Genomic DNA, 13,065 nt, shown 5'->3' on the forward strand with positions numbered 1-13,065 from the left:
CACTCGCCGGTGATCCTGCCCATCCCCGGCACCGGCTCGGTGGGCCACCTCGAGGAGAACGTCGCCGCCGCCGGCCTCGAGCTCACCGACGACGAGATCACCGCCCTCGACGCCGCCGCCGCACCGGGCACCACCGCCTGATCTCCCGGGCCGCCCGCCTCCAACTGGTGACCGATCGGAACGCTCCGCCCGCCGCCCTGACGGGGCCGGCTCCGCCGGCACCTATCATCGGCGCGATGGCAGGTGGAGGAGAGCACGGGACCAAGGCCGTCGTCGCCGCGATGATCGCCAACGGCAGCGTCGCGGTGGCCAAGTTCGTGGGCTTCTTGTTCACCGGTGCCTCGTCGCTCCTCGCCGAAAGCGTCCACTCCGTGGCCGACACCGGCAACCAGGCGCTGTTGCTGCTCGGCGGCAAGCGCGCCCAGAAGGACGCTACGGCCCAGCACCCCTTCGGCTACGGGCGCGAGCGGTACTTCTGGTCGTTCGTGGTGGCCATCGTCCTCTTCACGCTGGGCGCCGTGTTCGCGAGCTACGAGGGCATCCACAAGATCCAGCACCCCGAGCCCATCAGCGACGCCCGCTGGGCTTACGGCGTGCTGAGCTTCGGCATCCTGGTCGAGGGCTGGAGCTTCCGCACCGCGATCGTCGAGTCCAACAAGGTGCGGGGCCGGGCCAGCTGGACCCAGTTCATCCGCAACGCCAGGTCACCCGAGCTGCCGGTGGTGCTGCTCGAGGACGCCGGGGCCATGGCCGGCATGGTCATCGCCATTGCGGCGGTGGCCACCGCGGATGTCACCGGCGAGCCGGTCTGGGACGGCATCGGCACCCTGTCGATCGGCATCCTCCTCGGCATCATCGCCATCATCCTCATCATCGAGATGAAGTCCCTCCTCATCGGTGAGTCGGCCACCAAGAAGGACGTCGAGGCCATCACCGGAGCCATCCAGGTGGATCCTGCGGTGCGCCGCCTGATCTCCATGCGCACCCAGCACCAGGGTCCTGAGGAGCTCCTGGTCGGCGCGAAGGTCGAGCTCGACCACCACCTCAGCTTCCCGGAGGTGTGCGAGGTCGTGAACCGCATCGAGCGCAACGTGCGGGCCAACGTGCCCATGGCCCGGATCATGTACATCGAGCCCGACGTCACCGAAGAGCGTCGGGCCGGGCCGACCATCAGCGAGCACGAGCCCGGCCACGACGTGCCCGACGAGATCAGGGCCCGCATCGACGCCGATGCCGTCGCGGCGCCCTCGGCGAGGGCATCCCCGTCGAGCGGAACCCCGGGCCCTGATCCGGCGGCCTCGGCGGTTCGCCACTGCTCGTGCGCCGGGGTGCTTGACGGTCGGGGGAATACCCGACAAGGTAGATCGGGTTTCAGGGTTCACTGACCGATCACCACGGAGGAACACCATGGCCGTACGGCTGGGCGACGACGCCCCCGACTTCACCGCTGAGACCACAGAGGGCACCCTCAGCTTCTACGACTGGAAGGGCGACAGCTGGGCGCTGTTGTTCTCCCACCCGAAGGACTTCACCCCGGTGTGCACCACCGAGCTGGGCGCCGTGGCCGGGCGCAAGCCGGAGTTCGACAAGCGTGACACCAAGATCATCGGCTTGTCGGTCGATCCCCTCGACAGCCACCAGGACTGGGCCGGTGACATCGCCGATGTCACCGGCAACGCCCTGAACTTCCCGCTCATCGCCGATGCCGACCGCAAGGTCGCCGACCTCTACGACATGATCCACCCGGAGGCCAACGACACGCTCACCGTGCGTTCCATCTTCGTGATCGGCCCCGACAACAAGGTGAAGCTCACCCTCACCTACCCGGCCAGCACCGGGCGCAACTGGGACGAGATCCTGCGCGTCATCGACTCGCTCCAGCTGACCGCGAAGCACAAGGTGGCCACGCCGTCGGACTGGACGGACGGCGACGACGTGATCATCAGCGGCGCCGTGTCCGACGAGGACGCCAAGGACGCCTTCCCCGACGGGTGGGACGCCAAGAAGCCCTACCTGCGGCTCACCAAGCAGCCCGACAAGTAGGTCTCACGCACCGCGGCGTGGCCCCGGCTCCCGCCGGGGCCGCCGTCGCGTGGCGCCGGCGAACAGATCCCTGGGTACTGTTCGGTCTATGGCTGAGACCCGTACCGTCGAGCTGCCCGTCGCCCCCGATCTCGCGCTGCAGCGCGCCCACCAGGCGCTCTCGGGCGTCAAGCGCGTGAAGGAGGTGCGGTCGACATCTCCGACCTCGCTCGTGGGCAAGGTCGGGTTCAGCATGGCGTCCTACGGCGAGACGATCACCGTCGATGTCGCCCCCAGCGCCGCCGGCTCCAGCGTCACCGTGACGAGCAAGCCGACGGTGGGGTTCCAGCTCGTCGACTGGGGCAAGAACAGGCGCAACATCGAGCAGGTCGTCGCCGCCCTCGGGTCCTAGCCAGGGTCCACGCCGGGGACAGCCGATCGGTCGGCCCGCCGGCGACGGTCGGCGGTCGGCCGCTCAGGACACCTCGGCGCGGGGGCGGACCCCGGCGGCGAGGGAGAAGGCGGTCTCCCACCCGGTGGCGGTGAGCCCGAGGCGGGCAAGGGCGACGGCGACCTCGGAGCGGTTGGTCACCGCCGCAGGCAACCCGCCGGCCTCGGCCACCACCACGCGAGCCAGCCCCACCATGACCCGGCCGACCATGTCGTCGGTGGCGTCGAGCGTGCGACAGGCCCGTTCGACGCGGTCGGACCCCTCATCGATCCGGCCGGCGCGCACCAGGGCCAACGCCGCGGCCACGTCGGCCAGGGCCCGGTCGAGGAACGTCGCCTCGCCGCAGCCGGGCACGGCGTCGGCGGCCTCCAGGGCGGCGTCGAGGTCCCCGGCGCCCGCGGCCACCAGGGCGGCGGCGGCGTAGCCGAACGCCCTCCCCCCCGGGTCCGGCGGATCCGGCACCTCGCCCTGCTGGAGGCGGGCCAGGGCGAGCGTGCTGTCGCTCTCGGGGATGCCGAGGGTGCCGGCCGATCGGCGCACGGAGGCGGTGGCCAGCGAATCGCCCGCCCGCTCGGGCTCGCCGACCTGCACGGCCAGGGCCACGCAGGCCATCAGCCCCGGGCCACCGGGCGGGCTGGAGACCTGGTGCACCTCGGCCGCCTCGCGCACGGCGCGGAAGCCCTCGTCGACGTCGCCGCTCATGGCCAGGGCCCGGCCGTGGGTGGCGAGGCTGACCGAGAGGCCCCATGTGTCGCCCAGGTCGCGAAAGCCCTGGGTCGCCGCCGCCGTCTCGATCAGGGCGTCGGCCACCCGCCCGTCCCACAGCCGCAGGGAACCGAGGAGGCCACGCATCATCGCCGTGGCCCAGCGGTCGCCCCCCTCGGCGGCGCCGGCCAGCACGCGTTCGGCCAGTACCTCGGCGTCCTCCCGGCGGCCCTGGGAGAAGCGGACGAAGGCCAGCAGGCCGCGGGACCACGCCGTGCCCACCAGCTCGCCGACCTCGGCGAACAGGGCGAGGGCCCGGTCGACCTCGTCCTCGGTGCGGTCCAGGTCGCCGTCGAGCAGGGCGATCCACGCCATGTTCTGGGCGGCCCAGCCCTCGCCGGCCCGGTCGCCGGCGCGGGCGAAGGCCTCGCGGGCCTCCTCGACCGTGGCCGCGGCGTCGACCGTGCGCCCGGCGAACATCTGGGTCATGCCCAGGAGGCGGAGGGCCTCGCCGTGGCCCCGCTCGTCGCCCTCAGCCGCGAAGCGGTCAGCGGCGTGGCGCAGGCGGGCCACGGCGGCGGAGGTGTCGCCCGCCCGCTGGTCGACGTCGCCCAGGCGGAGCACGGCGGCCGCCTCCAACCCCCGGTCGCCGGCCGCCGCCGCCCCGGCCAGGGCCGCCTCGGCGTCGGCCCGGGCCCCGGTGAGGTCCCACCGGTCGGTGCGCACCCGGGACCGGCTGACGAGCAACCGGATGCGACGGTCCAGGGGGTCGGGACCGGCCAGATCGAGGGCCCGGCCGAAGGCCCGTTCGGCTGCGGGCAGCAGGTCGCGCCGCTGGGCCCGGCGGGCCGAGGCCGAGAGCCAGCAGACGGCCCGGTCGGCGACGTTGGCGCCCACCATGGCCACCTCGCCCATCTCCACGACGAGCTCGGCCGCCGCCGCCCAGTGGTGGGCGATGCGGTTGACGGTGGCGTCGTCGATTTCCGGTGTCCCGGCGATGAGCTCCTCGGCCCGCAGCGCGTCGAGGTCGACGGCGCCGTCGAGGTCCTCGGTGGCCCTGGCCTCGAGCCAGGCTGCGATGCCGGCGTGGCGCTTGGCCCGGTCAGCCTTGGGCAGCGTCGCGTAGGCGACCTCCCGCGCGATCTCGGAGCGGAACTCCCAGTACCGACCCTCGATGTCGAGCAGCTCGTTGGCGGCCAGGCGGGTCACGACCGCCTCGACGTCGACGGCGCGGCCCATCTCCGCGGCCATCTCGCCCAGCGCATGGATCGGCCCTCGGCGGCCGATGACCGCGGCGTCGGTGAGCACGTCGCACTCGTCGGGGCCGAGGGCGTCGAGGCGGGCGGCCACGATGCCGCGGAGCGTGTCGGGCAGGCCGCGTCGGGCCGCGCCGGGCGCCGCGGCGTCGACGTAGGCGACGAGCTCCTCGAGGAAGAACGGGTTGCCGCCGCTGCGGGCGAGCAGATCGGCGCGCAGCTCCTCGGGCACCTCGCCGCCGTGGAGGGCATCGAGCAGCTCACCGGCGGGACCGTCCTCGAGCGGGTCGAGGTTGATCACCAGCGTGTCGTGACGGCCCGGCGGCGGCGTCCAGCGCTCGCGCACGGCCTGGCGGGCGGTGGCGAGGATCACCAGCGGGCAGCGGGCGAGGCGGCCCAACAGGGTCTCGAGCAACACCAGGAGGTCGTCGTCGGCCCAGTGGATGTCGGAAAGCAGCAGCACCACGGGTCGGCGCCGGGCGTGGCCCTCGACGAAGTCGATGAACGCATCGACGGCCGCCTCACGGGCGCGGCCCGGGTCCTGGCCGCCGCCCGATGTGTCGTGGCCCATGAGCACGAGGAGCCCGGCGGTGGTGCGATCGACGTGGTCCTCCGCGGCGTCGTCGCCGAGGGCGGCGGCGACCCGGGCCCACACCGCGTCGTGGACCTCGGAGAGGTCGGAGGTCGGGTCGACGTCGCACTCACCGTGGAGCGCTTCGGCGAGGGGCCACCACACGTTGGCCTCGCCGTAGGGCACGCAGCGGCCTTCGAGCACGAGCAGGTCGCGGCCTCCCGCCAGCCGCTCGGCCGCCTCGCGCACGAGGCGGGTCTTGCCGACCCCGGTGTCGCCCACCACGACGCTCACCAGGGCCCGGGAGTGCCCGAGGGCGGCGGCCACCGCGGCGTCGAGGAGGCTGAGCTCGCGGTCGCGGCCCACGAGCGGGGTGTGGTCCCGCGCCGGGCGCTGCCCGGGCGGGAGCAGGGCGCAGGTGGCCGACCAGGCCTCGACCGGCGCGTCGCGGCCGCGGGCGGTGAGCATGCCGCGCCGCTCGGAGCCGATGGCGTGGGCGGTCAGGACGTGGGTGGTGGGGCCGATCAGCACCTCGCCGGGGCGGGCCGCGGTCTGGAGCCGGCTGGCGGTGTTGACCACGTCACCCATCGCGGTGGTGGCGCCATCGGCGCGCAGGGCGCCCACGAGCACCTCCCCGGTGTTGACGCCGATGCGCATCTGCACCTTCGGCGAGCGCTCGCCGGCGAGGCCGACGGCCCGCTCGGACATGGTGGCGAGCGTCTCCTGCATGCGCAGGGCGGCCCGGACGGCGCGCTCGGCGTCGTCCTCGTGGGCGACGGGAGCCCCGAAGAGGGCCAGGATGCCGTCGCCGATGATCTTGTCGACCCGGCCGCCGAACTCGGCGATGTCGGTGACGAGGCGCTCGAACCAGGAGTCGACCAGGCGCTTCACCCGCTCGGGATCGAGGGTCTCGGACAGGGTGGTGAACCCGACGATGTCAGCGAAGAGCACGGTGACGACCCGGCGCTGGTCGCCGGGGGCCGCGGTGGGGTGACCGCAGGACGGGCAGAACCGGGCGCCGGCCGGCACCTCCGCTCCGCACTGCGTGCACACCACGACGTGAGGCTACCGAGGGCGGCGACCGACGTTCGCCCTTCGAGCGCCGGTGTCCTCCCCGGTGGCCGATTCCCGGTCGTGGGCGGCGACAGCATTGGGTAACGTCGGCGGCGGCCGATCCCTCCCCCGCGGGTCGCCCGCCTCCGCCCCCCTGCGCCGAACCCGAGGTCCCATGTCGAACGCCGCACCCGTCGTCGCGCCCACGACGGTCGACGATGTCGGCCAGACCATCGTCGGCGTCGTCGTCGTCGACCAGATGGAGCAGCCCACCGCCGAGAGCGTGTTCGACCGCCTGACGTCCCTCGGAGGCTGACCGTGTTCAAGGTCGCGCGCAAGAACCTGCTGGGCCACAAGCTCCGCGCCCTGTTCACCGCCATCGCCGTCGCCCTCGGCGTCGGGTTCATGGCCGGCACGTTCGTGCTCACCGACACCGTCTCGTCCTCGTTCGACACGATCTTCACCGACGCCTTCGCCGGTCTCGACGCCCAGGTGCGAGGTGAGAGCGCGTTCGAGGCCTCGTCGTTCGACGGCGGCCCGCAGCGCCCCGACCTCGACCCGTCGGTCGTCGATGTGGTGCGCAAGGTCGACGGCGTCGCCACCGCCGAGCCGGTCGTCCAGAGCATCGGCTCGGTGCTGGACGACGACGGAGGACCGCTCAACCAGGGGGGTGCGCCCTCGTTCGGGGCCAACTGGACCGGCAACCCGGCCATCGACGTGTTCACGGTGGAGGAGGGCCAGGAGCCGGAGGGCGCGACGGAGGCCGTCGTCGACGAGCTGACGGCCGAGGCCGGAGGGTTCGAGGTCGGCGAGACCATCGGCGTCCAGACCATCCAGGGCAAGGTCGAGCTGGAGCTGGTCGGCATCGTCCGGTACGGCGAGACCGGGAACCTCGGCGGCGCCAGCTTCGTGATGATGGAGACCGAGGCGGCCATCGACACCTTCGGCATCGGGGGCCAGATCCAGAACGTCGCCGTCATCGCCGAGGAGGGGCTCACCGAACCCGAGCTGGTCGACCGCATCGAGCCCGAGCTCCCCGAGGGCACCGAGGCCATCACCGCCACCGAGGCGACCGAGGAGGCCGAGGATGCCATCGGCGAGTTCGTCGACACGATCCGGGTCTTCCTCACGGTCTTCGCCGCCATCGCCCTCGCCGCCGGCGCGTTCCTCATCTACAACACCTTCGGCATCATCATCGGCCAGCGGGTGCGCGAGCTGGCCCTGCTGCGGGCGCTCGGCTCGAGCCGCCGCCAGGTGCTCTCGTCGGTCGTGCTCGAAGCCGGGGCCATCGGCTTGATCGCATCGGTCATGGGCCTGCTCGGCGGCATCGTGCTCGCCGTCGGGCTCCAGAGCCTCCTGGCCACGACCGGGCTGGGCGAGCCGGGCACCGCGCCGGTGGTGCTGCCCCGCACCATCGTGGTGTCGATCCTCGTCGGCGTGGTGGTGTCGGTGCTCTGCAGCATCGTCCCCGCCCGGCGGGCCAGCCAGGTGGCCCCCGTCGCCGCCCTCCGCGAGAACGCGATCGACGAGGCGCCCCGCTCGCCGGTCCGCCTCGGCATCGGTGCGGTCCTCGTCGTCGGTGGCATCGTGGCCCTCGTGGTGGGGTCCCAGGGCACCGGTGAGAGCGCCATCATCCAGGCCGGGGCCGGCACCGTGCTGCTCTTCGCCGGCGTGGTCGTCTTCGGTCCGTTCCTCGTGCCGCCGCTGACCGGGCTCATCGGCGCCCCGCTGCGCCTCTTCGGCGTCACCGGCACGATCGGGCGCGACAACGCCCGGCGCAGCCCGAAGCGCTCGGCGGGCACCGCTGCGGCGCTCATGTTGTCGGTCACGCTGATCACGTTCATCGCCGTGTTCGCCCTCTCGTTCGGCAAGTCGATCAACGCCTCGATCGACGAGGACTTCGAGGGCGACATCGAGGTCATCGGGGCCGGCTTCGGGTTCCCCAGCCTGGGCCCGCAGCTGGTCGACGACCTCGCCGAGGCTCCCGAGGTCGCCGCCGTGACCGGCATCCAGCGCGGCAGCCTGGAGATCGACGGCGCGACCCGCCCCGTGTACGGCGTCCGCTTCGAGGGCCTCGATCAGGTCTTCGACCTGGGCGCGACCGAGGGCGACATCACCGCCCTCGGCCCCGAGGAGATCGCCATCGACCAGGTGACCGCCACCGAGCAGGGATGGGCGATCGGCGACGACATCGACGTGACGTTCCCCAGCGGCGAGACCGCGACCCTGACCGTCGGGGCCATCTACGCCAACGGCAGCATCGTCGCCCAGCACTCCGACGGCCACTACCTCGTCTCCGACGAGGTGTTCCGCGAGCAGTTCCCGGGCATCGGCCAGCTCATCAACCGGGTCGACGTGACCGCCGCCGATGGGGTCGGGGTCACCGAGCTGCGCGCCGTGACCGAGGAGCAGGTCGAGGCCTACCCCGCAGCCGAGGTGCGCGACGTCGAGGAGATCAAGGAGCACAACAACCGCCAGCTCAGCTTCTCGCTGGCCATCTTCTTCGCCCTGCTGGCCCTGGCCCTCGTCATCGGCGCGCTGGGCGTGGCCATCACCTTGGCCCTCTCGGTCTTCGAGCGGACGCGCGAGATCGGCCTCCTCCGGGCCGTCGGGGCCACCCGCCGACAGATCGCGGGGTCGATCTGCGGCGAGTCCATCGTCTTGACCCTGCTCGGCACCATCCTCGGGCTGTTGATCGGCATCGCCGGCGGCGTCGCGGTCATGCGGGCCCAGCGCGACACCATCGACACGCTGCGCATCTCGGTCTCCCCCACCTTCGTCATCGGCGTGCTGCTGCTCGCCGTGGTCATCGGGGTGGGCGCCTCGCTCATCCCGGGGTGGCGGGCGGCCCGCATGGACGTGCTCGACGCGGTGACGGTGGAGTGACCTGAGACCGAAGCCCCCGGGCTCGACGTGATCCCGCTCCCTCCGGCTCGAAGGGCGTGATCGGGGCCGATGGCGTTGGGTAGGGTCGGCGGCGGCCGATCCCCTCCCTGTCGGGTCGCCCTCCTCCGCCTCCCTGCGCCGAACCCGAGGTTCCCATGTCGAACGCCGCACCCGTCGCCGCGCCCACGGTCGTGGCCCGAGCCCAGCAGGCCAGCAAGTACTACGGGCGGGGTGACACCGCCGTGTGGGCCCTCGCCGAGGTCGACGTCGACATCGAGGGCGGTCGCTACACCGCGGTCATGGGCCCCTCAGGGTCGGGCAAGTCGACCCTCATGCACTGCCTCGCCGGGCTCGACACGCTCAGCTCCGGTCGCATCCTCATCGGCGACACGGACCTCTCGACCCTGTCGGACAAGGAGCTCACCCTGCTGCGCCGGGAGCGCATCGGCTTCATCTTCCAGGCCTACAACCTGATCCCGACGCTCACCGCCGAGGAGAACATCACCCTGCCCACCACCCTGGGCGGGAAGGCCGCCGATCGGGCCTGGTTCGACCGGGTCGTGGGCACCGTCGGCCTCGGTGACCGCCTCAAGCACCGGCCCAGCGAGCTCTCCGGCGGCCAGCAGCAGCGCGTTGCGGTGGCTCGCGCTCTCGCCCAGCGCCCCGACATCATCTTCGCCGACGAGCCGACCGGCAACCTCGACTCCCGGGCCAGTACCGAGATCCTCGGCTTCATGCGCTCCGCCGTCGACGACGTCGGTCAGACGATCGTGATGGTCACCCACGAGCCGTCGGCCGCGGCCTACGCGGATCGGGTGCTGTTCCTGGCCGACGGGCGCATCGTCGATCAGATGGAGGGGCCGACTGAGGGGAAGGTCCTCGACCAGCTCAAGTCCCTCGGCGGCTGACCGTGTTCAAGGTGGCCGTCAAGAACCTCCTGGGCCACAAGTTCCGGACCCTCCTCACCGCGTTCGCCATCGCTCTGGGCGTGGCGTTCATGTCGGGCACCTTCGTGCTCACCGACACCATCGCCAAGACCTTCGACGAGGTGTTCTCCGAGGCCAACGCCCGCATCGACGCCGTGGTGCAGGGCCAGAGCGCGTTCGAGTCCACCGGGCCCGACGGCAGCGCCCAGCGGCCCGACATCGACCCCGCCCTGACCGAGGAGATCCAGGGGGTCGACGGCGTGGCCAAGGCTGAGCCCACCGTGTTCACCATCGGCACCCTCCTCGACGAGCAGAACGAGCCGCTCACCATGGGCGGGGCCCCCACCTTCGCCGCCAACTGGACCGGTGTGCCCGAGATCGACGGCTTCGACATCGTCGACGGCGCCGCGCCCGAGGGCCCCGACGAGGCGGTCGTCGACCAGACGACCGCGGATCAGGCCGAGCTGTCCGTGGGTGACCCGGTGCGGGTCCAGACGATCAACGGCACGTTCGACTTCACCATGTCCGGCACGGCCCGCTTCGGTTCGAGTGGCAACCTCGCCGGGGCCAGCTTCATCCTCGCCGACACGGCGACGTCGCTCGAGCGCTTCGCCGTCGGAGGCCGGGTGCAGAGCATCTACGTCGTGGCCGACGACGGGGTGGGCCAGGAGGAGGTCGTCGATCGCGTCGGGCAGGTGCTACCCGACAACGTGGAGGTGATCACGGCCGAGGAGAGCACCAAGGACCAACAGGAGAGCATCACCTCGATCATCGACCAGCTCCGGATCGCGCTCACCGTGTTCGCCCTCGTCTCGCTGGTCGCGGGCGCGTTCTTGATCTACAACACCTTCGGCATCATCATCGGCCAGCGGGTGCGAGAGCTCGCCCTGCTGCGGGCGATGGGCTCGAGCCGCTCCCAGGTGCTGTGGTCGGTCATCGCCGAGTCGGCCGCCATCGGGCTGGTCGCGTCGTTGCTCGGGCTGCTGGGCGGCATCGCCCTCGCCCTCCTGCTCCAGGCCGGGGCGTCGGCGATCGGCCTCGACCTGCCCACGACGAACACGGTCATCGCCCCCCGCACGGTGCTGGTGTCGATCCTGGTCGGCACCGTCATCACCGTGGTCTCCTCCGTGGTGCCGGCGCTCCGGGCCAGCCGGGTGGCGCCCATCGCCGCGCTCCGCGAGGCAGCCACCGACGACGCCGCGCGCTCGATCCCGCGCCTGGTGGTCGGCGTCGTCATCTCCGTCCTCGGCATCGCGGCCATGGTCAACGGCAGTGCCGACCGTTCGCTCGGCAGCGCCGCGTTCGGTACGGCGATCCTCTTCGCCGGCGTGATCACCCTCGGGCCCTTCATCGTGCCCGTGATCGCCCAGGTGCTCGGCGCACCGCTCAAGCTCCTCGGCATCTCGGGGACGCTGGGGCGGGACAACGCCCGGCGCAACCCGAAGCGATCAGCGGGCACGGCAGCGGCCCTGACGCTGGCGGTCACGATCATCACGTTCTTCGCCATCTTCGTGCTGTCGTTCAACTCATCGCTCAACGCCGCGACCGACCGGTACCTGAAGGCCGACCTCGAGGTCGGCGGGGCCAACGGCTTCTCGCTCATCGGACCGTCGCTGGTCGACGAGCTCGCCGCCCGGGACGAGGTCGCGGCCGTCACCGGCGTGCAGCGGGGGCAGATCCAGATCGACGGGACGAGCCGGATCATCTACGGCGTCAACCCACCGGGCGTCGAGGCCAACTTCGACCTCCAGGGCGTCGAGGGTGACCTGGCCGCCATGGCGCCCGACGAGATCGCGATCGATCGCGGCACCGCCCGCATCGCGGCGTGGGGCATCGGCACGCAGCTCGAGGTGACCTACCCCGACGGCATGACCGGCGTGCTCACCGTGGCCGCCATCTACTCCGACGGCAACATCGTCGCCGGCGGCGACCCCGACTCGCACTACCTCGTGTCCGACGAGGTCTTCGCCGAGCACTTCCCGGCCAACAGCCAGTTCCTCACCCGGGCGGTGGTGACGGGTGCCGAAGGCGTCGCCCTCGACGACCTGCGCCGGGTGGTCGAGGACGAGGCCGAGGCGTTCCCGTCCTCAGAGGTCCGCGACAAGGAGCAGATCAAGGACGACGCCAACGGCCAGCTGATCGTCGTGCTGGGGCTCTTCACCGTGCTCCTGGGCCTGGCCCTGGTCATCGGCGCCCTCGGCGTGACCATCACCCTGGCCCTCTCGGTGTTCGAGCGGACGCGGGAGATCGGGCTGCTGCGCGCCGTGGGCGCGACGCGCCGGCAGATGGCCGGGGCGATCTGCGCCGAATCGGTCGTGCTCACCCTGCTCGGCACCGTGCTGGGCCTGGCCGTCGGGATCGCCGGGGGCGTGGCCGTGGTCAGCACCCAGCGCGACACGATCGATCCGCTCGAGATCACGGTGCCGCCGTTCTTCGTGGTCGCGGTGCTCGTCATCGCGGTGATGATCGGCGTGATCGCGTCGCTGGTGCCGGCCTGGCGCGCGGCGCGCCTCAACGTGCTCGACGCCATCACCGTGGAGTGACCGTGGGCCTAGACCCCTCCGCCCTGCCCACCGAGGTCGCGACGTTCCTCACCGAGCGCCACCTGGCCACGCTCACCACCCTGCGCCCCGACGGCTCGCCCCACGTCGTCGCCGTGGGGTTCACCTGGGACCCCGAGGCGCGCCTGGCGCGGGTGATCTCCTTCGCACCGAGCAAGAAGGCGCGGAACCTCCTCGCCGCCCCGGGCAGGCGGGCGGCGGTCAGCCAGGTCGACGGGGGGCGCTGGCTCACCCTCGAGGGTCCGGCGACGGTGACCTCTGACCCCGACCGGGTGGCCGAGGCGGTCCGGCGCTACGCCGAGCGCTACCGACAGCCCGGTGAGCGACGCGACCGGGTGGCCGTCGAGATCGCGGTCGACCGGGTGCTCGGCCGAGGCTGAGCCTCAGCCGGACCTCCGGACCCGGGACGCTCGCCCCCGCCACGCCGTCACATCGGCGGGTCCCGTCTCCGCGGTTCTGACACGCCAGGGCGCCAGATCTGACCGTCTGGCATGTCAGACCTAGATCCGCGAGGTGTTCGTGGGCGGGGTTCATGTCTGGCTTGAATTCGTGCTGATCGTCGTGAGGGGCCTGGTGGCTTCGTCGTGTGGTGGTGTGGGGGCGCGAGGGGTGAGGGTGATGGGCCGGTGTTGGT

10 protein-coding genes are annotated in these 13,065 nt (G+C 72.2%); 9 read left to right on the forward strand and 1 reads right to left on the reverse strand.

Features of this window, described 5'->3' with window-relative positions; genetic code table 11:
- From VNL12_RS21030 to VNL12_RS16840, 4 genes are all read left to right on the forward strand, one after another.
- Positions 1–141 (forward strand): aldo/keto reductase (locus VNL12_RS21030; RefSeq protein WP_349257873.1); only part of this gene is annotated, 141 nt, incomplete at its 5' end.
- Between the two features lie 95 nt (positions 142–236).
- Positions 237–1,385 (forward strand): cation diffusion facilitator family transporter, encoded by a 1,149-nt coding sequence (locus VNL12_RS16830; protein WP_325596102.1) that lies wholly within the window; start codon positions 237–239, stop codon positions 1,383–1,385.
- Between the two features lie 22 nt (positions 1,386–1,407).
- Positions 1,408–2,043 carry a peroxiredoxin gene (locus tag VNL12_RS16835; RefSeq protein ID WP_325596103.1) on the forward strand — a complete coding sequence of 212 codons (636 nt, stop codon included), beginning with the start codon at positions 1,408–1,410 and terminating at the stop codon, positions 2,041–2,043.
- 88 nt (positions 2,044–2,131) lie between these two features.
- The gene (locus VNL12_RS16840) at positions 2,132–2,434 is read left to right on the forward strand and encodes a hypothetical protein (RefSeq protein ID WP_325596104.1); all 303 of its coding nucleotides are present in this window, start codon (positions 2,132–2,134) and stop codon (positions 2,432–2,434) included.
- A gap of 63 nt (positions 2,435–2,497) precedes the next feature.
- Here the strand turns inward: VNL12_RS16840 and VNL12_RS16845 are convergent, their stop codons facing one another.
- Positions 2,498–6,061, reverse strand: coding sequence for an adenylate/guanylate cyclase domain-containing protein (locus VNL12_RS16845; RefSeq protein WP_325596105.1), 3,564 nt, complete (start codon positions 6,059–6,061; stop codon positions 2,498–2,500).
- 172 nt (positions 6,062–6,233) lie between these two features.
- On the opposite strand from VNL12_RS16845, the gene VNL12_RS16850 reads away from it, so the two are divergent.
- From VNL12_RS16850 to VNL12_RS16870, 5 genes are all read left to right on the forward strand, one after another.
- Entirely contained in the window at positions 6,234–6,374 is a 141-nt protein-coding gene (locus VNL12_RS16850) for a hypothetical protein (protein ID WP_325596106.1), read from the forward strand.
- Positions 6,375–6,376: 2 nt separating this feature from the next.
- Positions 6,377–8,944 carry an ABC transporter permease gene (locus tag VNL12_RS16855; RefSeq protein WP_325596107.1) on the forward strand — a complete coding sequence of 856 codons (2,568 nt, stop codon included), beginning with the start codon at positions 6,377–6,379 and terminating at the stop codon, positions 8,942–8,944.
- A 155-nt stretch (positions 8,945–9,099) separates the two neighbouring features.
- Complete coding sequence (locus tag VNL12_RS16860) at positions 9,100–9,852, forward strand: ABC transporter ATP-binding protein (protein WP_325596108.1); 753 nt, start codon at positions 9,100–9,102, stop codon at positions 9,850–9,852.
- A gap of 11 nt (positions 9,853–9,863) precedes the next feature.
- A complete protein-coding gene (locus VNL12_RS16865; RefSeq protein WP_325596109.1) occupies positions 9,864–12,413 on the forward strand; it encodes an ABC transporter permease in 2,550 nt (849 codons plus the stop codon).
- 2 nt (positions 12,414–12,415) lie between these two features.
- Positions 12,416–12,811 (forward strand): pyridoxamine 5'-phosphate oxidase family protein, encoded by a 396-nt coding sequence (locus tag VNL12_RS16870; RefSeq protein WP_325596110.1) that lies wholly within the window; start codon positions 12,416–12,418, stop codon positions 12,809–12,811.
- Positions 12,812–13,065: the final 254 nt, after the last annotated feature.

It is taken from the genome of Iamia sp. (genome assembly GCF_035575815.1).
Taxonomy (GTDB): Bacteria; Actinomycetota; Acidimicrobiia; order Acidimicrobiales; family Iamiaceae; genus Iamia.